A 25,614-nucleotide genomic window follows, 5' to 3' on the forward strand; every position below is an offset into this window, starting at 1 on the left:
GCCGGTCGCAGCCCCTGCCCGCACCGCTTGGTTTAGCATGGGTGGATGTCCGCCGCACCCGGCACCGCCCCCTCCTTCCTGCGCGCGCTGTGCAACCTGCGCTGGGTCGCCATCGTCGGCCAGGCGGTGACGGTGCTGGTCGCCACCGGGCCGATGGGCCTGCCGCTGCCACGGGCGCCGTTGTGGAGCGGCATCGCGGTGCTGGCTGCGTTCAATCTGTACGCCAGCTGGCGCAGCCGCCGTCCGGGCGCAGAGTCCCCGCGCGAGGCCTTCTGCCACATGCTGGTGGACGTGGCGGTGCTGGCCTGGCTGGTCGGCTGGAGCGGCGGGATCAGCAATCCGTTCAGCTCGATGTTCCTGCTGCTGATCGTGGTGTCGTCGCTGGCGCTGCCATTGCGCTGGGTCCTGGCCACCGGCGTGGCCTGCCTGCTGGGTTATGCATCGACGGCGGCGTTCGGCCGTCCGCTGCCGCACCTGCACGGCAACGGCTTCAACGTGCACCTGTGGGGCATGGCGGTGAACTTCGTGCTGTCGGCCGGCGTGGTGCTGTACTTCTCCACCCGGCTGGTCGCCGCGCTGCGCCAGCGCGAGCAGGAACTGGCCCGCCTGCGCGAACGCTTCGCCCGCAACGAGGGCATCGTGGCGCTGGCCACGCACGCCGCGGCCGTGGCGCACGAACTCAACACCCCGCTGGCCACGATGACGCTGCTGACCGAGGACATCCGCGAACACGCCGCCGACATCGAAACGCGCGAGGACGCAGGCACGATGCGCGAACTGATCGACCTGTGCCGCGACCGCGTGCGTGCGCTGGCCGCCTCCGCCGACATGGGCGCCGGCGCCAGCGTCGATCTGGACGAAGTGGTGCAGCGCTGGCGGCTGGTGCGGCCGACCGTCGAACTGCAGCGCAGCGGCCACCTGCCGCCATGGCTGGCGGTGGACGCCTCCACCGGCCATCTGCTGCAGGCGCTTTTGAACAACGCCGCCGACGCCAGCCGCCAGGCCGGGTCGCCGCGCGTGGACCTGGACCTGCATTGCGAAGACGACGAACTGGTGGGCACGGTGCGCGACTACGGCAACGGCTTCCACGAAGCGCTGCCGTTCCAGTCCGACCAGTTGTTCCGCACCAGCAAGCCCGACGGCATGGGCGTGGGCCTGGCGCTGTCGCACGCCACGGTGGAACGGCTGGGCGGCAGGATGACGATGAAGGCCGTGCTGCCGAAGGGCGTGCAGGTGCAGTTCCGCCTGCCCGTCTCGCCCGCCGACGAGGAAACGCCATGAAAGGCCTGCTGGTCGACGACGACGAACTCTACGCGCGCACGCTGCAACGCAGCCTGGCGCGCAGGGGCATCGAGACGGCGATCGCGTTCGATGCCGCCAGCGCCTTGGTGCTCGCGCGCGAACACCTGCCCGACTTCGCGCTGGTGGACCTGAAGCTGGGCGCCGATTCCGGCCTGGCCCTGATCGAACCCTTGCGCGCCCTGCGCGCCGACATGCGCATCCTGCTGGTGACCGGCTACGCCAGCGTCGCCACCGCGGTGGAATCGATCAAGCGCGGTGCCGACGACTACCTGCCCAAACCGGCCACCGTGCCCACCATCCTGCGCGCCCTGGGAGTGGATGTGCCGGCGACGCCCGGCGATGCGCCGTCCGCCGACGACACCATGACCCCGCTGAGCCGGCTGGAGTGGGAACACATCCAGCAGGCGCTGGCCGAAACCGACGGCAACATCTCCGCCGCCGCCCGCCTGCTGGGCATGCATCGCCGCTCTCTGCAACGCAAGCTGGCCAAGCGGCCCGGGCCGGAACGGCGCTGGGTGGATGAGTGAGGCGGCTTCCGACCTGAAGCGGAGACTAGGAGATGTGTCGCGGGGAAGTGAAGGCGATTTTATAAAGCTGAATGCGCCGGCTTCGTCGGCCGTGAGCGCTCAACACCCGCTGTGTGCAGACACGGCAGTCTGCGCGCACCCCATAAGCGGCCGAAGGATATTGAAATGGGCACAAATCGGTTGCACGATTGAGCTACGGGGTACAAGTACGAGGATGTAGCAGCGCCAACCGGTTTATCCGTGTCAGCCAACAAGGAGAGAGTGGAATGACGGGTCTAGGGCGTATGGTCTTCGTGGCGGCTTGTCTTGCGCCCATGTATTTTCCTTCGGCTTCAGCGTTAGCGCAAAGCGGCACGGTGACGGTCGAGTGCCACTCGGTCGGCTACCAATACAGCGAGTGCCGTGCCCCGTTGCGCGCACCTCAGCTGATCCATCAGATTTCCGGCAGCTCCTGCATCCTCAATCGCACCTGGGGCTTCGATCGCCGCCGGCAACGGCTGTGGGTCGATCAAGGTTGCCAAGGCGTGTTCGCCGATGTGGGGGGCTATCACCATGGCCGCAATGGCAGCTTTGATCCCGGCAGTCGACGGTACGACGATCGGGGCCGTGATATCGGCATGCTTGTACTGGGTTCCATCGCGGGCGCCGCGCTCGCCTCTTCCGACCAGCACGAGCACCACTCGAACTACCGCTCCGACACCCATTCCTACGCACACGGCGGCTACGATGGTTGCCACGGCGTTGGCTGTTTGGTGGACCCCCCGGCAGACGACCGCAATTCCAATGCCATCGACACCAGGCCGTCTTTCGACAAGCAGGGCAATCCGAATTTCGACACGCATGGCAACTGGATCGGGTGCCATGGCGTAGGCTGCGACGTCGATCCTCCGTCCGACGAAAACAACTGAACCGGAGACGCCAGCATGCGCAGATCGACCCTCTTCGTAGCCGCCGTCGCCCTCGCCGGCGCGGCGTTCGCCCAAGACAATGCCGGTTCCTTGAGCCAGAGCTCGCAGAGCAGCAGCGAATCCAGCAGCTCGATCACTACCACCCATTCGGGTTTCGACACTTCTTCGACAAACGATCCTCCGGAGAACCAGAGTTCTGCCGAGATGACGGAGTGGATCAAGAGCAACTCGCGAAGCGAATCTTCCAGCAGCAACAGCGGTTTCGGTATCGGTTTCGGCCGCGACAACGACGAGAACGACGATGATCAACCTTCATGGTCGAAGCCTCATCCCTCCCGGCCCAAGCCCGAGCAGATCGACGGCACTTATCGCGTCTCCGCAAAGAGCGGGCCGTTCCTTTGCACGGTCCGCTTGACCGACAACCCCTACTTCAATGGCTATTTCGCCGTCACTTCGACAGGTTGCCCGGACCTGTGGAAGGTCACGCGGTGGGACTTCGACGGGCCCTCGATCGTGCTTACATCGTCGGCGGGCGATGTCTACGCCACCTTCTGGCCGCGTGGTGGCGATGTATGGGTTGGCCGCGTTGCAGCGACCGGCCAGCGCCTGTCGCTGAGCCGTTGACTGAGTACATCTCCTGGAAGCCGGGCCGCGCGTCGATCTACTCCCGGGAACCGCCGGCAGCACCGAAGAACCGTCAACATGTACTGGCCCCATCGGGAAACCAAGGAGTTGTCATGAAGTCCCGGATATTCGTTCTGGCAGCGGCAGGTGTGGCATGTGGAATGGCAGGGCGGGCAGGCGCCATCGAGCCCGTGGATCGGCTCAAAGTGTCCGTGGGTTCGTACATCATCGAGCACGACGTGGACCTGCGCTGGGACTCGGAAACGGTGGGCACGGGCAGCGACATCGACTTTCATCGCGACCTGGGTTTCGACGACTCCAGGACCGATGTCTTCTGGTCGCTGGATGGCGTACTCGGCGAACACCACAAGTTCTCCGCCTTCGGCTACCGCTACGACAGCGGCGGACAGCGTTTGCTCGCCGAGGACTTCAACATCCATGACTCGCAGTTCCCGGTGGATGCGGCTTTTTCCGGGGACATGGAGGTCAGGATGGCCGGAGTCGCGTACACGTGGCTGTTCCATCGCAACGACCGCAGCGCGGCCGGCGTGGGGATCGGCGCCGTGCGCTACGACGTCACGGCCGACCTGGCCGCCGCGGCAGAAACCGGCGAGGGACTCATCACCGCGGAAGAGCGACTGGACGAGGATGCCTGGGCCCCCATGCTGCGGGTCGAGTACCACCATTCGCTGGGTGAGCGCTGGCGCATGGGCGGGCAGATCTCCTATGTCAAGAAGTCCGGTGGCGACACCTCGGGCGATGCCATCGATGTCAATGTGCACCTGGAGTATTTCCCGTGGGAGCACTTCGGCTTCGGTCTTCGCTACAACTACAACGACGCGGATCTCGACTTTGAACGCAGCCGTTTCACCGGCAAGCTGAATCTGAAGAACCAAGGGCCACAGGTCGTGGCCACGCTTCGATTCTGAATACTGCGGATATGCGCTGCTGGCTTACTCCGCTTCGCACTTCCATGAGCGAAGCGTCTGGCCGCAAGCGGACATCCAGCACTTCGATCTTCTGCGACCCCAGACGGACTTCTGTCCTTCCATTCCACCAGGGCAGTGGCCGACTGGCCACTGCCCTTGCCGCGAACGCGATGCCGCTCAGCGCTGGATGTTGCGGTTGAGGAAATCCAGCATCCGTGCCGCGATTTCCTCGCCGTGGGTTTCAATGGCGAAGTGGCCCGTATCGAGGAACCGCACTTCGGCGTTCGGATTGTCGCGCTTGAATGCTTCCGCACCGGCAGGGGTGAAGAAGGGATCGTTCTGGCCCCAGATCGCCAGCGTGGGCGGCTGGTATCGGCGGAAGAACTCGTGCAGTTCCGCGTATTGTTTGATGTTCTGGCCGTAGTCGAGCAGCAGGTCCACCTGCGCTTCGACGCCGATGCGCTCGATGGCCGCGGAGGCCAGCTGATAGCTCTCGGGCGCGATCAGCGAGGCGTCCCGTACTCCTTCGGTGTACTGCCACTTGATCATTTCGGGCGTGTTGAAACGGCGCAGGGCCTCGCGATTTTCCGCCGTGGGCTCGTTCCATGCCTTGCGCATGTCGGCCCAGCCCTCGCTCAGGCCGACCTCGTAGGCATTGCCGTTCTGGCTGACGATCGCGCTGATCTTCTGCGGATTCTTCACCGCCAGGCGCCAACCGACCGGAGCGCCGTAATCGAAAACGTAAATGGCATAGCGGTCGACGTCCTTGGCGACGGTGAACGCGTCGATGACCGATGCCACGTTGTCGAAGGTGTAGTCGAACTCGACGCCAGGCATGACCGTGGTCTGGCCGAAGCCGGGCAAGTCGGGAGCGATCACGTGATATTCCCGGGCCAGTCGAGGTATCAGTTCGCGGAACATGTGCGACGAGGCGGCGAACCCGTGCAGCAGCAGGACGGTTGGCGCTTGCGAGGGCCCGGCTTCACGGTAGAAGAGGCTGACGCCCTGGATGTCCATCGTCCGGTAGTGGACCTGCACAGGACTGTCCGCAGCCGTGGCTGTGAAGGCGCTGCCGAGGGCGGCAGCTGCAAGAAGCAATTTTTTGGCGCTCATGGCTGTTCCTTGAAGTAGGGTTGGCGCGACAGATAAATAACCTGTATTAATTATTTTTAAAGGTTACTTGAGCGGAGTATGCGCGGACTCTGGTAACCTGTCAATATTGATTTTAGAGGTTATTCGATGACGAGCTCAGAGACTCAGCGTGAAGGCGGCAAGGGCGACACGACCGAGGCACCGATGGTGGGTGACCATCTGGCGATGGATCTGCTCAATACGGAGGCGCGCAGCCAGGGCCAGGTCGTCGACTACTGGAACACCGGCGAAGACGTGCTCCGGTGGCTGGAGCGGCACGGTGTCGTTCCGCCCTCGGGAAGCGGGAGCGCCGTACCTGCAGATTTGCTGTTGCGCGGGAGGGCGCTGCGGAGGCATGCGCGCGAGCTGATCGCCAGGCGCAAGGAGGAAAAGGCTGGAGACATCCGTGGCCTGAACGAATACTTGCACGCCTACCTGAGCGCGCCACATTTGGAGCGCGATAGTGAGGGCAACTTCGCGCTGGCTCGCATCGCGCGCGGCGATGCGATCTCGTCTTTGCTCGGCCCTGTCGCCGAAGCCGTGGCGCAGTTGCTGGCAGAGGGCGATTTCGCCCTCGTCAAACAATGCGAGCACCCCGACTGCATCCTCTGGTTCTACGACCGTACGAAATCGCACAAGCGTCGGTGGTGCAGCATGGCCCAGTGCGGAAATCGCCACAAAGCGACCCGGTTCAGAAAAAGAAGCAGCGGCAAGGCGACTTAGCGCGAGCAATGCCTGCTCGCGGCCTTGGACTCAACCGATCGACGCAACGGTTCGTCGGTATCGCCCGGCCGGCATCCCATGGCCCGGCGTCTTCCTGGGCCGCCCGTTCGGCTGCCGCGCCGCGGCATCTGCTCGGCTGTGCCGTCACGGCGGCGGCCATTCCGTCTGATGGCCCCACCATTCGTCCCCGCCAGGCCGCGACTGGTCACCGCAGCGACCACAATCGTCCCTTCGCCCTGCCAGCGGAGCCGGCGAAGTCCACACTGGTTGCCGGTTCCGGACAAGGAAACCAGAGGCATGAACATCAAGGCATGGCATGCGGTGGCATGTGGCGCCGCACTGGCGATGGGGACCGGCGGGCTGTACGCAGCGGCACCGGACGACTGGTCCAGTTATGCCGGCGCGCCCGGCGGTGGCCAGCATTCGCCATTGGTGCAGATCACCCCCGGCAACGTGAGCCGGCTGCGGATCGCCTGGTCCTTCCGCACGGGCGAGTTGGGTGCGGGCCTGCCCGACCCGGAGCGGCGGCGCTTCGAGGCCAATCCGCTGGTCGTGGACGGGCGCATGTACCTCAACACCGGTACCGGCATCGCGTTCGCGCTGGATGCGGCCAGCGGCCGCGAGCTGTGGTCGTTCGATGCCAAGGTGGCGCGCGACAAGCGCTACAGCGACCCGGCGTCGCGCGGCGTCAGCTTCTGGCGCGACCCGCAGGCCAGCACCGGTGCGTGCCGCGAGCGGATCGTGTTCGGCACGCTGGACGCGCGCCTGATCGCGCTGGACGCCGCCGACGGGCGGCCCTGTGCCGCGTTCGGCGATGGCGGCACGGTCGACCTGCGCGCCGGCATCGCCTTGCAGGACAAGGCTGACGGCACCTGGTCCAACTACGCGGTGACCTCGCCGCCCGTGGTGGCCGGCGACGTGCTGGTGGTCGGCAGCTCGATCGGCGACAACCGCGCGCACGCCCTCGAGCAAGGCGTGGTGCGCGGCTATGACGCGCGCAGCGGCCGCGAACTGTGGCGCTGGGATCCGGTGCCACGCGATCCGGCCGAAGCCAGCGCACGCGGCTGGCAGCCGCAACAGGCGGCCACGGTCGGCGCAGCCAATGCGTGGGCGCCGCTGTCCGTGGACCCCGCGCTGGGACTGGTCTACGTGCCGACCAGCTCGGCCAGCCCGGACTACTACGGCGGCGAGCGTCTCGGCGACAACCGCGACGCCAACTCGCTGGTCGCGCTCGACCTGCACAGCGGCCGCCGGGTGTGGGCGCAGCAGCTAGTGCACCACGACCTTTGGGACTACGACCTCGCCTCGCAGCCGGTGCTTGCGACGGTGGAGACCGCACACGGCCCGCGCGACGCGGTGCTGCAGGCGACCAAGACCGGCTTCCTGTTCGCGTTCGATCGCCGCGACGGCAGCCCGGTGTTCCCGCTGAGCGAGGTTGCCGTGCCGGCCTCCGACGTACCCGGCGAGCGGGCATCGCCGACCCAGCCGATGCCCGAACCCGGGCTGCGTCTGGCGCGGCACGGACCGTTGACCGCCGCCAATGCCTGGGGCCCGACCCCGGGTGAGCGCCGCGAATGCCAACGACTGATCGCCGGGCTGCGATCGGAAGGCATCTTCACGCCTCCCAGCGTGCGCGGCACCATCGCCCTGCCCGGCTGGGCCGGTGGCGTGAACTGGGGCGGCATCGCGGTGGACCCGCAACGCCAACTGGCGATCCTGCCGGTATCCGATCTGCCGATGCAGGTGGCACTGATCCCGCGTGCGCAATTCGACTGGGACGATCGCAAGCACCACCCGCATCAGGAGTTCAACAGCATGGAAGGCACCGCCTATGGGATGCGCCGCGGCACGCTGGCGTCGTCGAAAGGCGCGCCGTGCATCAAACCGCCGTGGGGCCGCCTGGTGGCGGTCGACCTGCGTACCCGCAAGGTGGCGTGGGAACGCCCGCTGGGCACGCTGGAAGAAGAACTGCCCTGGCTGCCGCTGGAGGTCGGGATGCCGCTGCTGGGCGGCGCGGTGACCACCGCCAGCGGCCTGACCTTCATCGGGGCTTCCGCGGATGCCCGCCTGCGCGCACTCGACAGCGCCAGCGGGAAGACCCTGTGGCAAGCCAAGCTGCCCGCCGGCGGCCAGGCGACACCGTCGGTATACGCGGTGGCCGGCCGCCAATACGTGGCGATCGCCGCAGGCGGACGCGAGGGGCTGGGGCCGATGGGCGACTACGTGATCGCCTACACCCTCGACGGCGAGGGCGAAGAAGTGGTGTTCCAGCATGGCGTCGCGGTGCGCATGGCGATACTGGGCGCGGCCATGCTGGGATTGCTGGCCGGCTGCACCGTGCTGTGGCGTCTGTGGCGCCGGCGCCGTCGGAATCGCGCGGTACGTCCAGGGTGAACGGCATGGCCCCCGGGTGCAGGAGCGGGCTGCGCACGCCACGGCGAGAATCATCGGCCGATTCGCCCGGCCTGAACGACGTGGGCGGAGTTGCGACCACATCAGTCCGAGCTGACGAATTTCTCCGCAAGGCCATGCCCGGCTTCGACCCAAGGCTTCACAGCCACTACAACAATCCAGTCCCGGCAATCGCTGCGCGGCCAAGCCGCACGCCGGCTTCATGAGCATCGTTGAAACTGCGATAGTGCTCGAAATCGGTTCCGCTATCGCGCGCCGGGATGGACGCCCATCGCAGCGTAAACAGCCTGTGTTCCCATTGCCTGACCGACACTTCGAATTCCTTGCCAAGGAACTTGCAGAGGGTGGTGGTTTCAGAGTTCATGAGGATGCAGACTCCTGAGCGCAACCCGACCATAGGCGGGTACCCCTGAACGAGACCCGTTGCAAAGATGAACGCACCATGCCACTGCGCCCGGGCGACCCTCTTTCGCAGCTCCGCGATTGATAACACCAGGCTCACGGCAACCGGACCAGTCTGCCCGTATGAAAACGACCAGGCTTCTGCTGGATTCAGTGCTTTTTGCCCTCGAGGTCGACCTGCCCACAATGCTGGAGCGCACGCCCGATGCGGATCGAATGCAGGCGTTTGCAGTGATCGCCGCCATGATCAGTGAGTCCGCGCGGCTGGAAGACCGCGCCCACATCTGGAAATGGCTACAGCGTATCCGCATGGATCTGGTCAATCGCGTCCCATCCGCGAAGCCCCGATAGGCCCAGTACGGCGCATTGTTGCCTTGATGTCCGCTTCTGGCCCTGGATTCAGCGATAACCGACACGTTGCCGATACGATCCCCTCCCGGCAAAGCGGCCGCAGGAACCTCGCGGGCACGCCGCTTTCGCGATCATGGAATGCCTGTCGGGATTTCCCACGCGACTATCGCGCGCGCGATCCTTCGCCAGGACGCGGCAAGGCCCCCAGATGCTGGAACAGGCTGCGCATGGTCGGCGAGAGCCCACTCCATTTCCGGTAACACAGGCAAAGACTCCGGCGTGCCCAGCCATCGGTCAGGGCGATCGCGTGATAGGCATGGCGGCGCCGGAGCCGGCTGGCGGCAGTGGCCGGCAGGATTCCCACGCCGATACCGTGCGACACCATCTCGCACACGCCTTCGAAGGTCTTCATGCGGATGCGCATCGCAAGCACACGTCCAGCGGCGCGCGCGTGTTCTTCGATGTGCTCCTGAAGCGCGTTTCCCGGCGCCAGTCCGACGAAGGGCTCGCCCAGCACATCGCCGAATCGTACGGCGCCGCCCGTCGCAAGCCTGTGCCCGGCGGGCACGATCAGGGAAAGGTGGTCCTTGGCCACGGGCTGCAGATGCAGTCCGCCCGACTCCACCGCATTGGACACGATGCCGGCCTCCACGAGTCCGCCCTCGATGCTTTTGACGATTTCCGCACTGGTGCGTTCCCGCAACTCGACGCGGAGGCGCGGGCGGCGGGCGAGCCATGGCGCGAGCCTGCGGGGCAGGAACTCCGTCAATGCCGCGGTATTGGCGTAGAGATGGAGGGTGCCCCGGTTCCCCGCGGCGAAGTCCCGCAACTCGCCCTTCAACAACGCCTGCTGCCGGAGAATCAAACGCGCGTGGTGCGCCAACGCTTCCCCGGCCTCGGTCGTCGCCACGCCGCGATGGCGACGCTCCAACAGCGGAGTGCCGGCATCGGCTTCGATGTTCCGCAAGCGTTCGCTGGCCGACGCCAGCGCCAGGTTCGCCGCCGCCGCGCCGCGCGTGATGCTGCCGGCGTCCACGATGCAGAGGAAAAGACGCAGATCCGCTAGATCGAGTCGCATGGCCTCGGCGCTCCTGTCTGGCTTCGGAATATCCGAAGTGTGGGGCAAGGAATCCGCATTGTGCCCGTGTGCCGTGCCGGTTCCAATGCGGGCATGGATATGCCTGGGTTCCCGGTGTGGATCATCGTCTCGACGTTCCTGATCGCAGGCTTGGTCAAGGGCGCGACCGGCATGGGCCTGCCCACCATCGCCATGGGACTGCTCGGCGCCCTCATGCCGCCGGTCGCGGCGGCAACGATGCTGGTGGTTCCTTCGTTCGTCACCAATGCCTGGCAGTTGGCATCCGGGCCGGCCGCCGTGGGCCTGGTGCGGCGACTGTGGCCGATGATGCTGGGCATCGTGATGGGCACCGTCGCTGGATCCGCGCTGCTGGTCAGGATGGATCCGCTGTGGACGGGCCTGGCCTTGGGCGTCGCCCTGATGGGCCACGCCGGCTACGCCCTGGCTTCGCCTTCGGCATCGGTTCCGCGCCGGTCCGAGCCTTGGCTGTCCCCGGTCGTCGGACTCGTCACCGGAGCGATCAGCGGCGCCACGGGCGTGTTCGTGATGCCCGCCGTGCCTTATCTGCAGTCGCTGCGTCTGGACAAGGACGAACTGGTGCAGGCGCTCGGCCTGTCTTTTACGGTCTCCACCGTCGCACTGGCCACCGGCCTGTGGGGCCACGGCGCTTTTCGACCCGGGCAACTGGGACTGTCCGCCCTGGCCGTCGTGCCGGCGTTGGCCGGCATGTGGGTGGGGCAAAGGATCCGGGCACGGATCAGCCAGGTCGTCTTTCGGCGGTGTTTCCTGCTGCTCCTGTTCGTGCTCGGGTCGGAACTGGCTTTACGCCCCCTGTTCTGAACAGTCGGGCGCTTCCGCGGTCGCGTACCGCATCCTCGATAGGAGTCGGACTTGAACATTCCAGGAACCACCCGTCGTTTGCCCGTGCTGGAGTACTTGCGGCGCCATGTCTCGGGTTCCCTCTCCCCGGGCGACACGACCCATATGCGGTATCCCACGGCGATCTCCGAACTGCTGGGCTTTCGCATCGTTGCGGCAGGAGAGGCCATGGCGACCATCGAACTGGAGACCGACCCGCGGCTTCATGGCAACCAGCAGGGAACGGTGCATGGCGGTCTTCTTTGCGAGCTGGCCGATGCGGCGATCGGAACGGCTCATTCAACGCTGATCGGCGAGGACGAGAGCTTTGCCAGTATCGACCTGAAGGCCGTCTTCCTGCGCCCCGTCTGGCAATCCCGTCTGCGCGCCCATGCATGGGCGGAACACCGGGGCAGGACCCTCAGTCATTATCGATGCGAGATCATGCGCGAAGACGGCAAGGCCGTGGCGAGGATGGACAGCACGCTGATGACTTTGCGGGGAAGCGACGCGAAGGGGCGCTGACCGGCGAAGATCCATCGGATATTCCTCCGAACCGGAACCACCCGGGATCGATCGGCACCGAGGGATGGGCTTCCATGCAGGGCGTCGTGGACAAGCCGCATGATCCCAAGACCCGCCTACCAGATAGTCAAACGGTGCCGCCCCACGATTCGTGCGATCTACTCCTCAAAGCGACTGGTGGCGTCGCGATCGCGGTCGTATCGTCTCGTCAGCGGAAACGGCGGCAACCAGGACTCGCGACGGACGATCCAGCTTTCGTAGGTTGGCACCAGTTGGTCGGGGGCATCCAGGGATCCCAGGTTCACTTCGATTTCGTCTGCGGTGCGTGCGAAAACCGACGAGCCGCAGCGGGGACAGAAAAACCTTCCGGCGTAATCGCGTGTTTCGCCATCGATGGCCACCGCATCCTGAGGGAACACCGCGGAAGCATGGAAAAGGGCGCCATGATGCTTGCGGCAGTCCAGACAGTGGCAAAGGCCGACCCGGTATGGGAGTCCCGACGCCACGATTCGGACGTTGCCGCACAGGCAACCACCCGTGAATCGGCTCATGCTGCGTCTCCTCTGCAATCGGGTGGGCGGAATGTTTACAACCAACGGCATTGTCGTTGCAATTGCCCGCCGTGATGGCGATGGTGTCCGGTAAAGTCTCCTGCAGGGGGCGGCCTGCGTATCCGGGCCTCCGGGCCGTCACCGCTTGGCAATTCATTCAAGCCGAACCCGCTTCGCGGGTCGGTTTGATTCAGGAGTCGATGTTCGCATTGGGCTGGAAGCGGGCACCTGCCGTCATGCCGTCATGCGTCTCCGGTATTTCCCAACAGGCTCGCGATGCTCCCGCACAAATGCGGAAACCGCGCGTTCAAGCGCCAACGCCTCCGTTTCGAGGCTTCGCGCCGCCGCGTTGGCTTCTTCCACCAGCGCGGCGTTCTGCTGGGTGGTCTCGTCCATCTGGGTGATGGTCTGGTTGACCTGCTCGATGCCGGCGGACTGCTCCTGCGAGGCAGCGCTGATCTCGGCCATGATGTCGGTCACCCGCTGCACCGAGGCGACGATCTCGCCCATGGTGGTGCCGGCCTGGTTGACCAGCCTGGAGCCGTCGGCGACCTTGTCCACCGAGGTCTCGATCAGGCCCTTGATCTCCTTGGCGGCGTTGGCCGAACGCTGGGCCAGGGTGCGTACTTCCGAGGCGACCACGGCAAAGCCCCGGCCCTGTTCGCCGGCGCGGGCGGCTTCCACCGCCGCATTCAAGGCCAGGATATTGGTCTGGAAGGCGATGCCGTCGATGACGGAGATGATCTCGGCGATCTTGCGGGAGGACTGCTCGATGTCGCGCATGGTGACGACGACCTGGCCGACGACCTCGCCGCCCTGGGAGGCGACGCCGGCGGCGCCGATGGCGAGCTGGTTGGCTTGGCGGGCGGATTCGGCGTTCTGACGGACGGTGGAGGTCAGTTCCTCCATGGAGGCGGCGGTTTCCTCCAGGTTGGCGGCCTGCTGCTCGGTGCGGCGGGAGAGGTCGCTATTACCCGAGGCGATCTCGCCGGCGGCGGTGTTGATGGAGGTGGAGGCGTCCTGGATACGGCCGACGATGTCGGTGAGCTGGGCGACGGTGGCGTTGGCGTCGTCGCGCATGCGGGCGAACACGCCGTGGAAGTCGCCTTCCATCCGCGCGGTCAGGTCGCCCTGCGACAGCGACGCCAGCACGACCTGCAGGCTGGCCAGATTGCCCTGGAAGGTGTCCAGCAGGCGGTTGATGCTGGCCGCCAGCGTCCTGAGGAATCCTTCCTTGCCGGACGCATCGATGCGCACGCCCAGGTTGCCCAGCGCAGCGGCGTCGACCAGCGCGGCTATCTCGTGTTCCACGATGGTCTCCAACGCCCGGCTTCGCCATTCGACCGCCGCGCCCAAGCGCTGGCCGTCGACCACGATCGGATTCACCGCCAACTGGTAGCGCGTGTCGTGGTAAGCGATGTCCCGCTCGAATGCCGCCGCCTCCGCGGCCAGCACAGACGATACCTCCGCGAAAGCAGGGTGAAACTGTTCGGCGGGCAAGCCGACCAGTGTGGCGTCGCCCAAGACCAGATCCTTGCGCAGCGATGCGTTGGCATAGGCGACCCGCCCTTCCATGTCCAGCATCATCAACCCCGTCTGCGCACTTTCGAGCGCCTGGCGCACCTGCTGGTTCTCGCGCGCAACAGCGCGCTCGGCCTGCGTGCGATCGCGCAGGCGGCCCTGCATGTGCATCAACCGTTCGGCCAGGTGGCCGATCTCGTCATGCGGGTTGTGCACCTCGATCACCGCATCCAGCCGGTCGTCGGCGACTTCCTGCGCGAAACGCAGCGTGGCTTCGATCGGCTTCCTGACGGCCTTCGACACCATCAGCAGGGCGGTGATCAGCACCCCCGAGACCAGCACCAGCGTCAGAGCGAAAATGACGTCCATCCATCGCGCCTCGTCCCGCTGGCGCGCGCGAGCAGCCGCCAGCGCCTGGGCCTGGGTCCGGTCCAGTTCTTCCAGCGCCGGCGTGATGGCCTGCGCGGTCTGCTCCAGCGCCCCGGCCTCGAGGTCGAGCCCGACCCGCGCGGCGGTGTAGGCCAACAAGGCGCCCTGGTAGGCATCCATCTTCTGCCGCAATTCTTCCTGCATGGAGACCGGCAGGCCGCGGCTGCCCAACGAAAGATCGAACGGCAGCTTCGCTTCGCTGACCTGGTCGGCATGGCTGGAATCGCCCGTCAGCAGGAACTGGCTTTCGCTGCGGCGCATCTTCTGCAGCAGGCCCGCCAGCACGGCGTCCTCCTGCGCATCGACCGTCTCCTCGAGCGCGCGCCCGGCACTTTCCAGCTGGCTCAGCAGGCCGGCATCGTCGCTGCCCATCTCGTCCACCCGTTGGTTCAGGGAAGCGATGCCGTCGGCGAATTCGTCGACACGCACCATCACGCCGGCCAGCGACTCCGTGCTTTCCTGCGCGTTGGCGCGATCGCGCAGGTCCGCGACGGTGGCTTGCAACCGGGTCTGCGCGCTACCCAGCGCCGCCCTGTCTTCCGAGCGAAGCGTGGCCGCATAGATCGTCTGCAGGCGACGCGCCTCGGCAATCTGTTGGGCCAGTGTCCCGGTCAGTGCTGCATATTCGCGATGCACGGCGAAGGCCTCGGCCGCCCGTTCCGTACCCACGCTCGCGCGCCAGTACGCAAGCGCGATGAACGACAGGCCCACCGCCGACACGAGCAGGCTGGCATGGATCTTCTGGCGGATGGTCATGCGCGCCAGGCGGCCGGAGCCGAACAGGTGCCCCATGCGTCCGCCCAGTTGGCGGAACACGGAACGGGAGCCGGCGGTGAGATGCTTCAGATCGTGGGGGATGGCCGGCATGGCATGCGTCCAGACAAAAAACGACGCAGCTATATCGGCACGGTTTCAGGGAACTTTAGGGTGTGTCCGCCTGATCTCCCGCGAGCCGCCGGGCGGCCTCCGCAGGGTTCGCCATTTCTAATGGCTGTTTGCTACACCGTCGTGACACGCGTCGATCCACTGTCGTGCGACGGAGGCAGCTCTGTCATGAGGGGCGAGTGCCCTCGCCTCTTCTTGCGACGTCCACGTCTGGCGGAAAACGAACATCATGCCCGGCTTCTGAAGCGCCACATCGCCAGTCCAGCATAGATGACGACAAGCGCCAGCAGGTTGACCGCCTGCGGTGCGGTCTCGGACACGGACGCCCCCATCTGGTTGAGCTGCACCATGGCGGTGATGCCTGGCGTGGTCGGCAGCAGCTTGGCGGCCCACGCCAGGACCGGCGGCGTCGAGGTGATGGGCCATGACAGGTTGGCCAGGAAGAACAGGACCAGCGAAGAGGCGGTGATGTACTGGAATGCCCTCTCGCGGCTGACGAAGAAGCTGCCCAGGAACATCGCGAACAGGACGGTGGCGGCAAGGAACAGGCTGCCGACCAGCAGCAGGCCGGGCAGGTTGCCGCCACGGGGATAGTCCTGCACCCAGGAGGTGATGCCGCTGTACAGGAAAAGACCGAACAATCCCACGCAGAAGAACGCCGTACCCATTCCCGCCAACTGCGCAGCGCCCATCCGGACCCGCGAGCCGGTGTCACGGCGACGGCCGCCCAGAATGACGGCGATGCCTATCAGCAGCGTCTGGTGCACGATCAGTTCGGCCACCCCCGGCACTATCGCGCTGCCGTATCCCTCGCGCGTATTGAACAAGGGCCTGGCCACCAGCCGATAGGGCGCGTGCGCAGGCGCCCCGGCGAACATGGCCTGCTTGCGCGCGGCCTCGGGGGCGAACCCGGCGACGGCATCCCCCAGGCCGGCCAGGACCGTGCTGGCGCGGCTGAGATAGGCGCCATTGCCCTGGATGGCGACATGCCCGGTGCCGCCGCGCAGGATATCGCGCTGCAGGCCCGCCGGGATCCACAGGACTCCCTCCACCTGCCCGGCTGCGATCATCCGATGGGCCTCGTCCATCGTCGGAACCTGCGCGCGCAGATGGACCGCGCGTACGCCCTGGACGCGTCGGACGAGGTCCCGGCTCAGCGGACTGTGGTCGTCGTCGACCACCACGACCGGCAGATTGCTGGCGACCTGATGCCGATACGCGCTGGGATAGAACACCGAGTACAGAATGACCGCACCGATCATCGTGACCACCGCGTAGCGCTCGGCGAACAACGTGCGCAACGTATCGCGGACGGCGGCGAGGAACACGCTCATGGCCCTGGCACCGGCTCTTCGATTGTCCGGTGTGCGAGCAACCAGGCCCCGATGCCGCCCGGGACCAGGCAGAACAGCAGCAGGCGCACCATCGGCCACAGCGATTCCGCAGGCGGGACTCCGGCATACGCTTGCTCGGCCTGCAGCTGTATGTAGGCGGTCAACGGCAGCAATGCGCTCCATGCCCGCGTGAAGACGGGCGCATCGACCACGGGAAACGTCGCGGCGGAGAACGCCATCGCGGTACCCACGTACAGCCCCACCAGGGACAGCGACGTGCCCATGTCGCGCGTCGCACCGACGAACAGCAGTGCGATGCCCGCGCAGGCGGCGTACAGCAGGCACTGCCCGGCCACCAGCATCCACGCGCTGCCGTCGATGCCGCCCGCGCCCGCCTGCGCCAGGTATGCCAGCCCCATCACGCCATGGAAGGCGAAAATCGCGATGTACGGCACCAGCTTGCCCACCAGTGCGGCCGCCGGATGCCCGCTATCCGACAACCATGCAACGAGGCTGCCGTCGCGTACTTCCCGCCCCAGCGCGCCGGTCATGGCCAGGCACGCCACCAGCGACAGGATCGCCGGAAACAGGATGCCGAGCAGGAAGCGTTCGAAACTGCGCGGAGCATTGAAAAGGATGCTGGCGTGCACCGCCACCGGCGGAGCGCGCACGATGGCGGGGCCGGATCGCAGGGCGACCTGTTCCTGTGTCGCGCGCCGGTTGAAGGCCGCCACGGCCTCGGCGATGTCGCGGGCACTGCCTTGGCCGGCGGTCAGGTAGCTGGCGTTGTAATAACCGAACACCGTGCCCGTGCCCAGCTTTTCCTGGTCGCGGGCCATGCCGTCCGGCACCAGCACCACGGCGTATACGTGCAGGCTGCGTACCGCCGACCACGCGTCCTCCAGCGTGTCGGGTTGCAGGGCGACGCTCAGGTTGGGGCTGGCATCCAGGTGCCGCAACAGCGAACGGCTGGCCGCGCTGCGGTCCAGGTCCACCACGGCGATCGGCAGTTCGCGGATGACGGCGCTGGCGAGCAGCCACGCCAGTATCGCCAGCAGCAGCAACGGGAACACCGTGATCAATGCCAGGTCCGCGGGACTGCCGCGCAGGAATCGCAGCTCGCGCCGCAAGGCATTTCCCATCGCCCTGCGCGCGTCCGCGGCGTTCACGACTGCGGCCACGGGAACAACACGCTCATGCCGGGACGGAAATCCGCCACGCGCTGGACCGGTCGCACCCGCACTTCGAAGCTCTTGACGTCGTAACCGCTGGACTGGCGCGTGGCTCGCCAGGTGGCGTAGTCGCCGGCGGGACTGATGAAGTAGACCTCGAACTCCACCGCCTCAAGGCCCAGGGCAGGAATGTCGCCGTGCAGCCGTTTGCCCATGCTCATGCCCTTGAACTGATCCTCGCGCAGGTTCAGCGACACCCACATCCGCTCCAGGTCCACCAGGGTGAAGACGGGGAAGCCCGCCGGCACCAGTTCGCCGACGTCCGCCATGCGCTTGCCGACTTCGCCCGGCGATGGCGCCCTGCCCAGCGTTTCGTCCTCGGCGGCCTTCACCTCGGCCACGGCCCCCTGGGCTTGCCGCACCTGCGCTTGCGCCGCCTCCCTGTCCTGCCGCCGCGCGCCGGACAGCGCTTCGTCGTACTGCGCGCGCGCGGCCGCCTCCATGCTGGCGGAACTGCGTGCCTGCGCCAAGGCTTCGTCGCGGCGCTGCCGGGTGACCACGCCCTCCCGATGCAGGGCGTCCATCCGCTTCCACGTGGACTGCGCCAGCACGTTGCCCGCCACCGCTCGTTCCCAGTTCGCCCGCGCCGCGCGGATATCCTCCGTGCGCGCGCCTTCCTCGGCCTTGTCCGCCTGCGCCTGCGCCGCCTCCAGCACGGCCTCGACCTGCTGCTGTTTCGCTTTCACCTCGGGACTGTCCAGTTCGAACAGCACCTGCCCGGCCTTCACCCGGTCGCCTTCGTGGACATGCAGCGCGCGCACGCGCGCCGTGATCTTCGCCGACACATTGATGTTGTCGGCATCGGCCATGCCCTGCACCAGGTCCTGTCCTCCGCGGAAAGCCAGCCAGACACCCAATGCCACGATCCCGCCCAAGGCCAGCAACACGAGCGGTCGCAGGCGCCGCGCGCGCGCGTCGGGTCGTACCGGTGCATCGTCGTCGCGGGGCTTCGGCGGGCTGTTCGCATCATCACTCATGGCAGGTGCACCTCGTCGGCTTTGTGCAGGTAATCAAGATAGCGGGACGCCTGGCCACTGCGCTCCAGCAGCAGCGCGAGCGCCAGATCGTACTGGTAGGCGGCCTGGAGACGCTCCACCCGCGCGCCGGCCAGAGCCAGTCGCGCGTCGATCACGTCCAGCGACGTCGCCTGCCCTTCGCGGAAGGAAAGCTCCTGCAGGCGCAGGTTCTCTTGCGCCTGTTCGATCGCGCTGTCCAGCAGCCGGAACTGGTGGCGCGTGGTCTCCACCTCGTGCCACGACTGGGTTACCGCGATCGTCAGCTGGTTTTCCGCCTCGCGCAGAGCCGATTCGGCCTGCTCGTGCTGCTCGCGCGCCGCCGCCACCTGGTGCAGGCGGCCGTTGCCGGAAAGGAACGTGTACTTGAGGCCGATGCCGAACACCCAGTCCGGTTCGGTCAGCAGGGCATCGCCGCGCTTGAAGTCGTACTGCCCGAACGCGTAGATCTGCGGCTTGAGCTTGGCCTGCTGCACGCGTATGCCCTGCCGCGCCTGTTCGACCATGGCGCGCAGGCGGGCGATCTGCGGATGCCCGTGCAGTGCGGCCTGGACGAATTCATCTAGGCTCCCCGCGGGCGCGCGGCTGACGAAGAGTCCGGTGGTGGAGCGGACATCGGCGCCCGCGCGGAGCAGCGTGGCCAGCCCGGCCTGGATCGACGCCAGGTCGTTGCGTGCGCGCTCCAGTTCGCGTTCGCCGCGATCGCGCGCGACACCCGCTTGCAGCCGCTGCGCCCGGCTGATGAAGCCGGCGTCCTCCAGCCGCGTCGCATCCCGCAGATGGCGATCCAATCCCTCGCGGGTGTCCTGGCGCACCTCCAGCACTTCCTGCGCGAGCTGCTGGCCGAAATACATCCGCACCAGCGGCACGAGCAGCGATTGCGATTGCAGATCGCGCTCGGCGTCGGCTTGGCGCCGCGCCGCATCGGCGGCCTGCTGGGCGGCGGGAATCATGCCGCCCGTGTAGATCGGCAGGGTCGCGGTGACGATGGGGCGCGTATGCCAGGCCCGCTCGGAGAACACGAGCGGCGAACCGATGCCGTACTCCTCCGCCACCGGCGCCAGCGAACCCAACGGAAGCTCCAGGGTCTTCTGCAGTTCCAGCCGGCGCAACTCGCCCGTCACCTCGGGAAGCCGGAGATGGCGCGTCGCCTCCGCCAGTTCGTGCTTGCCGGCGAGATTGGCCTCGGCGGCGCGCAGGGCGTCGGATACCTGCTGGAGCCGCTCGCTGGCCTGGTCGAAACTCAGCTCGATGGCCGCAGGCGCCTGCGCACCGGCATGGGCGGCGCAGGCGGCGCCGGCCAAGGCGAGGCACCCGCGCAGCACCGCGTTGCGATGGATGTGGACAGGTTTGCTCGCGACCATCGCCGTCATCCCCGCGCATGTGGATCGTGCCGGGCCGCCATGGCCCGGCCGGCGCGGAGGGGGACATCGCCGTACGACTGCAAACGGCAGGACCCGCCGAAGCGGGCCAGGCCGGGCGATCCAGTTACCGGCGGAGCAGGCAAGACCACCGATCGCCGCACCCAGCGATCCGGCGAGTGCAGATGGAAAGGAAGAGTCCATGGAACCGTGCTCCATTTCGTGGCAATGGGTGGGCATGCGATCCGGATGCGCATCAGGCATTTGCGCCGGGAACCGAGGCGGCCGCCGATACCAGCCACTGCAACGCTTCGTCGTCGTCGCTGCGCTGGTGCCAGATCGCATCCAGGTGGCCCGTCACCGGCTCGAACGGGAGTTCCAGCGCGACGATGTCGCCGGCGCGTATGTGCGGCGCCGCGTAGCTGGCCGGCAGCGTCGCCACCAGGTCGCTGCCCGCCAGTATCGGCACGACGACCGCATAGTGGGGGATCGACACCGCGACGCGCCCTTGTGCCGCACCGCCGTCCTCGCACCCACCCAGCAGCACGCGCTCAATCCATACCCGCCGGGACGCACCGCGCTCGACCAGGAAGCCGCTGTCGTGGTGCTCGCCCGAGCCGGTCAGTTCGATGACGACGTGCGGAAAACGCAGCAGGTCTTCCTGGGTGACCCGGCATCCCGCAAGGGGGTGTCCGTTGCGGACGACGATGGTTTCGCGGTCTTCCCAAAGGCGGCGGCGGCGCAGCCGCTCGGGCAGGTCGGTGAACCAACCCACCACCAGATCGATGCGGGCGTCGTCCAGGTGCCGCATCGTATCCGTGCGGCTGAACGGGAATATCCGGATGTCGATGCCCGGCGCCTGCTCGCGTACCGTCTTGACCAGGCCCGGCAACAGGGTGGACGCCGAATACTCGGACATGGCGATGCGGAATGTTCGCCTGGCCAGTGCCGGCACGAATCTGGCGGGAAAGATGGCCTGGTCTATGTGGGCCAGGCCTTCGCGGATGCGCGGCGCCAGTTCCAGTGCGCGCGCCGTCGGCTCCATCCCGCCTTCGCTGGCGACGAAAAGCGGATCCTCCAGCGTGGCGCGCAGGCGCGTGAGCGCATGGCTCACGGCCGATGGCGTGATGCGCAGATCGCGGCTGGCGCCCACGATGCTGCGATGCCTCATGACCGACTCGAACACGCGGAACAGGTTGAGGTCGATGCGTCGCATGCTCATTCGTGATGCCCGATACGGAAGCCCGCCCTCGCCGGGAGCCAGCCGCGATAGTCGCGCAGCGACTCCATGCACGTCCACCAGGACGCAGCGTGAACGCTCTTCATCTTCGGAATGAACGGGATTCACGCACGCGCGCCACGCTTGTGCATGGTCGACGGCCGTCCAGGCGAACAGCATCGCCCATTTGGGGAATACCATTGCTTCCGCGAGGCGCAAGAATTCCCGTGGGTCTGTCGAACGTGGCTGCATCCCGAAGATGCGCGGCTCCATGTCCGGCGGCACCTTGGAACCGCACTCCTCCCGGCACGTCCCGCCACCCCGCTGCGCGGCACTGCCCGGCCAGCACACGTCGAATCCCTGCCGCCCGCTGTCTGGAAATCGATGTTCCGACCCGCAGAAACCTGCAAGTACCGGAGTAGAAACCATGGACAGCCACAAGGGACGCATTCTGTATCAGGCATGCAAATGGGGTTTCATCGCCCTCACGTTGTGCGCCTCGTTCGCGCTGCTGGCGGGAGGCGCCCGGTTGCTGTACCTGGGAGGGTCGAGCTACTACCTGATCGCCGGGTTGGCGTATCTGGCCTTGTCGGTAATGCTGTCCATCCGGAACCGTTTCGCGCTTCACCTGTCCGCGGCCATCTTCCTTGCGACATGCGTCTGGGCGCTGTATGAAGTCCAAGGCCTGAAGTATTGGGAATTGCTTCCCCGCCTCGTCGTCCCCGCCCTGATCTTCATGCTCGGCCTGTGGCTGATCGCAACGTTTCCCTCCACCCGGCCCCGCACGCGGCAATGGGCCAACCGGTCCGCACTCGTCGTCTTCTTCGCCTTGCTCGCCACGCTGGTGGCCGCCTTCTTCCCGCACGGGAAAATATCGAACCCAGTGGAAATCGCTCGCTCCCCGGAACGCTCCCGGGCCGACACCCCGCATCCCGAAAACTGGGAATTCTTCGGCCGCAATGCGCATGGAACGCGCTTCGCGCCGCATGCGCAGATCACGCCGGACAACGTGAAGGACCTGCAGGTCGCCTGGACCTACCGGACCGGCAGGGAGACGACCGGGCCTGCCGCCGGCGTCGACCAGAACACGCCGCTGCAGATCGGCAACGTGCTGTATTCCTGCACGCCGCAAAACATCGTGACCGCCCTCGACGCGGATACCGGGCGCCCGCTGTGGAAATTCGACCCGCAAGCGAGGACCGCGGAGCACGTGACCTGCCGCGGCGTCGGCTACCACGACATCGAGCACGACGAAAACCCGGGCGCGGCGGAGAACGCCATCGGTATCGACACGCAATGCCGCCAGCGCATTCTCGTCTCGACCGTGGACGCCCGGCTGTTCGCGCTCGATGCGCGGACGGGCGGCGCCTGTCCCGGTTTCGGCGAGAACGGGTTCGTGGATCTCAAGAAGAACATGGGCCCGACCCAGGACAGCAAGCGATACCACCCGACCTCCATCCCGGTCGTCATGGGCCATCTAGCCGTGATCGGCGGCTGGGTCCGCGATATCGAGGACGGCGAGCCTTCCGGCGTGGTGCGCGCATTCGACGTCCGCGATGGCTCGCTGGCATGGGCATGGGACGTGGGCGCTCCCGAGAGCGCCGATACGGACCGAACCGACCGGGAATTCACCCTGGCCACGCCCAACGTCTGGAGCATCCCGACTTACGACAGGGAACTGAACCTGGTGTACTTGCCCACCGGCAATGGCCCGCCCGACTACTGGGGCGGCGATCGCAACGCGGTGAAGGAAAAGTTCGGTTCGGCCGTCGTGGCGGTGGATGCGGCGACCGGGAAGACCCGGTGGGTCTACCAGATCGTCCGCCACGATGTCTGGGACTACGACATTCCCTCCCAACCCGTGCTCCACGACGTGGAGAACGCGCGGGGAGAGAAGGTTCCGGCCTTGATCCAGACCACCAAGACCGGCCACATCTTCGTGCTCGACCGCCGCACCGGCCAGCCGGTCACGGCCGTGGAGGAAAGGCCGGTGCCCACCTCCCCGGCCGCGCAAGGCGAGCGCCTGTCGCCGACCCAGCCCTTCTCGGTGGGAATGCCGGTCATCGGCGCCGAGCCGCTGACCGAGCGCTCGATGTGGGGCATCACCCCCTTCGACCAGCTCTACTGCCGCATCAAGTTCAAGGACTCCCACTACCAGGGGGCGTTCACGCCGCCGACGGAAAAGCCCTACATCGAGTGGCCCAGCCTGCTCGGCGGCATGAACTGGGGCGGCATCTCCATCGACGAGTCGCGCAACCTGATGTTCGTCAACGACACGCGCATGGCGCTGCGGATGTCGCTGGTCACCCGCGAGCAAGCGAAGCAGTACAAGATCTCCACCGACGAGGTGCCCGGCTTCATGGGCACGATCCGTCCGCAGCTGGCCGGCCCCTACGGCGGCGTGCGCATCGACATCCTGCAATCGCCGCTGGGCGTGCCCTGCCCCGCTCCGCCGTTCGGCACGATGAGCGCCATCGATCTCAGGACCAGGCAGTTGGTCTGGCAGGTGCCGTTGGGCACGGTGCAGGACACCGGCCCGCTGGGCATCAAGACGCACCTTCCCATGCCCATCGGCATGCCGACGCTCGGCGGCCCTACATCGACCGCGTCGGGCCTGGTGTTCTTCGCCGGCACGCAGGACTACTACCTGCGCGCACTGGACGCGACCACGGGCAGGGAACTCTGGAAAGGCCGGCTACCGGTGGGCGCCGTGGCGGCGCCCCTCGTCTACCAGTCCCCCGCCACCGGCAGGCAGTATGTTGTGATCTCCGCCGGCGGCGCCAGCCATTCTCCCGACGTGGGCGACTACGTCATCGCATACGCATTGCCCGACCGAACGCGCGGAAAGTAGATCGAGGCTTCGCGATGAAAGACGCGGTGCTCGATGGGCCCGCGCTTCGATGTTCGGTCAGCGCACGGGCTCGATGAACACCGGGTTGGAATAGAACCACAGGTCCTGCCAGGGGTCCTCTCCCGGCAGGTCCGCCAGGGGCGTCGCCTCGGCGGTGTTCGTGCCCCGCGCACGCACGAAGCCCCCGCGCTGCGGCGCCGGCAACTCCCAGGACACCGAACGCCATTGGCCTTCGCCTTGCCAAGCGTCCGGGCCGTAGCGCACGACCTGCATCCGTGGCGCTCCCTCGCCGTCCGCGGTTCCCACGATCAGCTCGATGTGGTCCAGCGCCGGTCGCTCACCGTTGAAGTTGGGATGCGACGGCTGGCGCACCCGCAGCTCCACCCGCAGGGTGGCGCCCGCCGGGACGGCCAGCGCCTGGCCCATGGTGGCGCCGGGCTTCGCGTCGCCGGCGATGCCGACGCTCAGTTCCAGCGCATCGATCAGATCGCCGGTCACCGCGAACATCCGTCCCTCGCGCATGCCATCCAGGATGTCCTCCGCTTCAGGCCGTGCCCAGACATAGGTCTTGCTGTACTGCCCGGGGTCGAAGTCGCGACCGCCATCGCGCAGGTTCACGTGCGAGTCGGAGGTCGCCGTGATCCAGAACCGCCGGCCTTCCGCCAGCATCGTGTCCCACACGCCGCCCACCTGCGCGGTCATCTGGTCGAAGCCACCGAACGTGGGCGCGGCGGCGTGCCGGTAAAGCCCGCGATGGGCGGAAGCGGCCTGGTGTCCGGGCGCGCCCTCCATGCCTACCAGCACCCGCGGTGCGGCATCGTGCCAGGCGCGCAGTTCGGCCGGCTCCACCTCGCCCCAGCGGCCGACGCCGGTGGCGGTGCGGGACGGATGATTGACGAACACCAGCGGCGGCGCCGGCAGCGCCCGCATGTGCGCCAGGGCGTCGAGCATCGACTGCCCGTCGTCGCGGGTGCCCGGCTCCAAGGGTTCATTGCGGTTGTATTCGCGTTCGATCGTCACCAGTTGGTCGCGCTCGTCCGGTCCCGGCGCGATGATCAGCGAAGCATGCTCGCCGGCCGGCACGTCGAACTCCATGCCGTTGAACTGGATCAGCTCGGGCACTTCCCGCCTGGCTTCCAGCAGGGCGGGCCAGGCATGGTCGCGCGTCACCGCCGAGTGGCCCGGGCCGCCGTGGTCGGTATGCACCATCCAGGTCAGGCCGTGCGCCACCGCCTGCCGCGCATTGCGGGCGCGGCTGTAGGGCGAGTCGCCGCCGCGTATCGGCGTCGGCGGGGATGTCGACCGGTCCCAGTCCACGCTCCACTCGCTGTGCACATGGTGGTCGCCCGGCTGCCAGCGGCGGTCGTCGTCGTGGTCGGTGGCCTGGGCCGGGCTTGCCCATGCCATGAACGCCACGATCGGCAGGAGCGACAGGATACGCATCAGGG

General features: G+C 67.0%; 22 protein-coding genes. 11 read left to right on the plus strand and 11 right to left on the minus strand.

The genetic code is table 11. The annotated features are described in order from the left end of the window. Window positions 1–45: 45 nt before the first annotated feature. The 5 genes from AAD027_RS10675 (at window position 46) to AAD027_RS10695 (ending at window position 4,290) form a co-directional block, all read left to right on the plus strand. Window positions 46–1,281 (plus strand): ATP-binding protein, encoded by a 1,236-nt coding sequence (locus AAD027_RS10675; RefSeq protein ID WP_341726013.1) that lies wholly within the window; start codon window positions 46–48, stop codon window positions 1,279–1,281. Further along, a complete protein-coding gene (locus AAD027_RS10680; protein WP_341726014.1) occupies window positions 1,278–1,829 on the plus strand; it encodes a response regulator transcription factor in 552 nt (183 codons plus the stop codon). The genes AAD027_RS10675 and AAD027_RS10680 overlap by 4 nt, the downstream gene beginning before the upstream one ends. A 266-nt stretch (window positions 1,830–2,095) precedes the next feature. Continuing rightward, window positions 2,096–2,737: a DUF3011 domain-containing protein gene (locus AAD027_RS10685; RefSeq protein ID WP_341726015.1), complete on the plus strand. Its 642-nt coding sequence runs from the start codon at window positions 2,096–2,098 to the stop codon at window positions 2,735–2,737. A gap of 15 nt (window positions 2,738–2,752) precedes the next feature. Then, window positions 2,753–3,361, plus strand: coding sequence for an AprI/Inh family metalloprotease inhibitor (locus tag AAD027_RS10690; protein WP_341726016.1), 609 nt, complete (start codon window positions 2,753–2,755; stop codon window positions 3,359–3,361). Window positions 3,362–3,474: 113 nt separating this feature from the next. Further along, window positions 3,475–4,290, plus strand: coding sequence for a hypothetical protein (locus tag AAD027_RS10695; RefSeq protein WP_341726017.1), 816 nt, complete (start codon window positions 3,475–3,477; stop codon window positions 4,288–4,290). A 177-nt stretch (window positions 4,291–4,467) separates the two neighbouring features. Here AAD027_RS10695 and AAD027_RS10700 read toward each other — a convergent pair whose 3' ends face one another. Continuing rightward, window positions 4,468–5,403: an alpha/beta fold hydrolase gene (locus AAD027_RS10700; protein ID WP_341726018.1), complete on the minus strand. Its 936-nt coding sequence runs from the start codon at window positions 5,401–5,403 to the stop codon at window positions 4,468–4,470. A 126-nt stretch (window positions 5,404–5,529) separates the two neighbouring features. Here AAD027_RS10700 and AAD027_RS10705 point away from each other — a divergent pair, with 126 nt between their 5' ends. After that, on the plus strand, window positions 5,530–6,144 hold the full coding sequence (locus tag AAD027_RS10705; RefSeq protein WP_341726019.1) for a CGNR zinc finger domain-containing protein: 615 nt from the start codon (window positions 5,530–5,532) through the stop codon (window positions 6,142–6,144). A gap of 297 nt (window positions 6,145–6,441) precedes the next feature. After that, window positions 6,442–8,538, plus strand: a complete 2,097-nt coding sequence (locus tag AAD027_RS10710) for a pyrroloquinoline quinone-dependent dehydrogenase (RefSeq protein ID WP_341726020.1) — start codon at window positions 6,442–6,444, stop codon at window positions 8,536–8,538. Window positions 8,539–8,704: 166 nt separating this feature from the next. Here the strand turns inward: AAD027_RS10710 and AAD027_RS10715 are convergent, their stop codons facing one another. Next, window positions 8,705–8,920, minus strand: coding sequence for a hypothetical protein (locus AAD027_RS10715; RefSeq protein WP_341726021.1), 216 nt, complete (start codon window positions 8,918–8,920; stop codon window positions 8,705–8,707). Window positions 8,921–9,081: 161 nt separating this feature from the next. Between AAD027_RS10715 and AAD027_RS10720 the strand changes: the two genes are divergently transcribed. Beyond that, the gene (locus tag AAD027_RS10720) at window positions 9,082–9,309 is read left to right on the plus strand and encodes a hypothetical protein (RefSeq protein WP_341726022.1); all 228 of its coding nucleotides are present in this window, start codon (window positions 9,082–9,084) and stop codon (window positions 9,307–9,309) included. A gap of 163 nt (window positions 9,310–9,472) precedes the next feature. Here the strand turns inward: AAD027_RS10720 and AAD027_RS10725 are convergent, their stop codons facing one another. Further along, window positions 9,473–10,387 carry a LysR family transcriptional regulator gene (locus tag AAD027_RS10725; protein ID WP_341726023.1) on the minus strand — a complete coding sequence of 305 codons (915 nt, stop codon included), beginning with the start codon at window positions 10,385–10,387 and terminating at the stop codon, window positions 9,473–9,475. 93 nt (window positions 10,388–10,480) lie between these two features. Here AAD027_RS10725 and AAD027_RS10730 point away from each other — a divergent pair, with 93 nt between their 5' ends. Further along, window positions 10,481–11,227 (plus strand): sulfite exporter TauE/SafE family protein, encoded by a 747-nt coding sequence (locus AAD027_RS10730; protein WP_341726024.1) that lies wholly within the window; start codon window positions 10,481–10,483, stop codon window positions 11,225–11,227. Between the two features lie 51 nt (window positions 11,228–11,278). Beyond that, a complete protein-coding gene (locus tag AAD027_RS10735; RefSeq protein ID WP_341726025.1) occupies window positions 11,279–11,770 on the plus strand; it encodes a PaaI family thioesterase in 492 nt (163 codons plus the stop codon). Window positions 11,771–11,928: 158 nt separating this feature from the next. On the opposite strand, the gene AAD027_RS10740 is transcribed toward AAD027_RS10735, so the two are convergent. From AAD027_RS10740 to AAD027_RS10770, 7 genes are all read right to left on the minus strand, one after another. Next, entirely contained in the window at window positions 11,929–12,321 is a 393-nt protein-coding gene (locus AAD027_RS10740; RefSeq protein ID WP_341726026.1) for a GFA family protein, read from the minus strand. 234 nt (window positions 12,322–12,555) lie between these two features. Beyond that, window positions 12,556–15,138 carry a methyl-accepting chemotaxis protein gene (locus tag AAD027_RS10745; protein WP_341726027.1) on the minus strand — a complete coding sequence of 861 codons (2,583 nt, stop codon included), beginning with the start codon at window positions 15,136–15,138 and terminating at the stop codon, window positions 12,556–12,558. A gap of 245 nt (window positions 15,139–15,383) precedes the next feature. Continuing rightward, the gene (locus AAD027_RS10750) at window positions 15,384–16,490 is read right to left on the minus strand and encodes an ABC transporter permease (RefSeq protein ID WP_341726028.1); all 1,107 of its coding nucleotides are present in this window, start codon (window positions 16,488–16,490) and stop codon (window positions 15,384–15,386) included. Then, a complete protein-coding gene (locus AAD027_RS10755) occupies window positions 16,487–17,671 on the minus strand; it encodes an ABC transporter permease (protein ID WP_341726029.1) in 1,185 nt (394 codons plus the stop codon). The genes AAD027_RS10750 and AAD027_RS10755 overlap by 4 nt, the downstream gene beginning before the upstream one ends. Further along, window positions 17,656–18,699, minus strand: a complete 1,044-nt coding sequence (locus tag AAD027_RS10760; protein ID WP_341726030.1) for an HlyD family secretion protein — start codon at window positions 18,697–18,699, stop codon at window positions 17,656–17,658. Before AAD027_RS10760 ends, AAD027_RS10755 begins: the two co-directional genes overlap by 16 nt. After that, entirely contained in the window at window positions 18,696–20,099 is a 1,404-nt protein-coding gene (locus tag AAD027_RS10765) for a TolC family protein (protein ID WP_341726031.1), read from the minus strand. Before AAD027_RS10765 ends, AAD027_RS10760 begins: the two co-directional genes overlap by 4 nt. 253 nt (window positions 20,100–20,352) lie before the next feature. Continuing rightward, the gene (locus AAD027_RS10770) at window positions 20,353–21,588 is read right to left on the minus strand and encodes a LysR family transcriptional regulator (protein ID WP_341726032.1); all 1,236 of its coding nucleotides are present in this window, start codon (window positions 21,586–21,588) and stop codon (window positions 20,353–20,355) included. Window positions 21,589–21,742: 154 nt separating this feature from the next. Between AAD027_RS10770 and AAD027_RS10775 the strand changes: the two genes are divergently transcribed. After that, on the plus strand, window positions 21,743–24,166 hold the full coding sequence (locus AAD027_RS10775) for a membrane-bound PQQ-dependent dehydrogenase, glucose/quinate/shikimate family (RefSeq protein WP_341726033.1): 2,424 nt from the start codon (window positions 21,743–21,745) through the stop codon (window positions 24,164–24,166). 57 nt (window positions 24,167–24,223) lie between these two features. On the opposite strand, the gene AAD027_RS10780 is transcribed toward AAD027_RS10775, so the two are convergent. Next, window positions 24,224–25,609, minus strand: a complete 1,386-nt coding sequence (locus tag AAD027_RS10780) for a CehA/McbA family metallohydrolase domain-containing protein (RefSeq protein ID WP_341726034.1) — start codon at window positions 25,607–25,609, stop codon at window positions 24,224–24,226. Between the last annotated feature and the right edge of the window lie 5 nt (window positions 25,610–25,614).

It is taken from the genome of Pseudoxanthomonas putridarboris, from assembly GCF_038321125.1.
Lineage (GTDB): Bacteria > Pseudomonadota > Gammaproteobacteria > Xanthomonadales > Xanthomonadaceae > Pseudoxanthomonas_A > Pseudoxanthomonas_A putridarboris.

Excerpts from the sequence above, each read along its gene's own strand:
- AAD027_RS10675 (WP_341726013.1), top strand. The coding sequence starts at position 46 with ATGTCCGCCGCACCCGGCACCGCCCCCTCCTTCCTGCGCGCGCTGTGC.
- AAD027_RS10680 (WP_341726014.1), top strand. The coding sequence starts at position 1,278 with ATGAAAGGCCTGCTGGTCGACGACGACGAACTCTACGCGCGCACGCTG.
- AAD027_RS10685 (WP_341726015.1), top strand. The coding sequence starts at position 2,096 with ATGACGGGTCTAGGGCGTATGGTCTTCGTGGCGGCTTGTCTTGCGCCC.
- AAD027_RS10690 (WP_341726016.1), top strand. The coding sequence starts at position 2,753 with ATGCGCAGATCGACCCTCTTCGTAGCCGCCGTCGCCCTCGCCGGCGCG.
- AAD027_RS10695 (WP_341726017.1), top strand. The coding sequence starts at position 3,475 with ATGAAGTCCCGGATATTCGTTCTGGCAGCGGCAGGTGTGGCATGTGGA.
- AAD027_RS10700 (WP_341726018.1), bottom strand. The coding sequence starts at position 5,403 with ATGAGCGCCAAAAAATTGCTTCTTGCAGCTGCCGCCCTCGGCAGCGCC.
- AAD027_RS10705 (WP_341726019.1), top strand. The coding sequence starts at position 5,530 with ATGACGAGCTCAGAGACTCAGCGTGAAGGCGGCAAGGGCGACACGACC.
- AAD027_RS10710 (WP_341726020.1), top strand. The coding sequence starts at position 6,442 with ATGAACATCAAGGCATGGCATGCGGTGGCATGTGGCGCCGCACTGGCG.
- AAD027_RS10715 (WP_341726021.1), bottom strand. The coding sequence starts at position 8,920 with ATGAACTCTGAAACCACCACCCTCTGCAAGTTCCTTGGCAAGGAATTC.
- AAD027_RS10720 (WP_341726022.1), top strand. The coding sequence starts at position 9,082 with ATGAAAACGACCAGGCTTCTGCTGGATTCAGTGCTTTTTGCCCTCGAG.
- AAD027_RS10725 (WP_341726023.1), bottom strand. The coding sequence starts at position 10,387 with ATGCGACTCGATCTAGCGGATCTGCGTCTTTTCCTCTGCATCGTGGAC.
- AAD027_RS10730 (WP_341726024.1), top strand. The coding sequence starts at position 10,481 with ATGGATATGCCTGGGTTCCCGGTGTGGATCATCGTCTCGACGTTCCTG.
- AAD027_RS10740 (WP_341726026.1), bottom strand. The coding sequence starts at position 12,321 with ATGAGCCGATTCACGGGTGGTTGCCTGTGCGGCAACGTCCGAATCGTG.
- AAD027_RS10745 (WP_341726027.1), bottom strand. The coding sequence starts at position 15,138 with ATGCCGGCCATCCCCCACGATCTGAAGCATCTCACCGCCGGCTCCCGT.
- AAD027_RS10750 (WP_341726028.1), bottom strand. The coding sequence starts at position 16,490 with ATGAGCGTGTTCCTCGCCGCCGTCCGCGATACGTTGCGCACGTTGTTC.
- AAD027_RS10760 (WP_341726030.1), bottom strand. The coding sequence starts at position 18,699 with ATGAGTGATGATGCGAACAGCCCGCCGAAGCCCCGCGACGACGATGCA.
- AAD027_RS10765 (WP_341726031.1), bottom strand. The coding sequence starts at position 20,099 with ATGGTCGCGAGCAAACCTGTCCACATCCATCGCAACGCGGTGCTGCGC.
- AAD027_RS10770 (WP_341726032.1), bottom strand. The coding sequence starts at position 21,588 with ATGGAGCCGCGCATCTTCGGGATGCAGCCACGTTCGACAGACCCACGG.
- AAD027_RS10775 (WP_341726033.1), top strand. The coding sequence starts at position 21,743 with ATGGACAGCCACAAGGGACGCATTCTGTATCAGGCATGCAAATGGGGT.
- AAD027_RS10780 (WP_341726034.1), bottom strand. The coding sequence starts at position 25,609 with ATGCGTATCCTGTCGCTCCTGCCGATCGTGGCGTTCATGGCATGGGCA.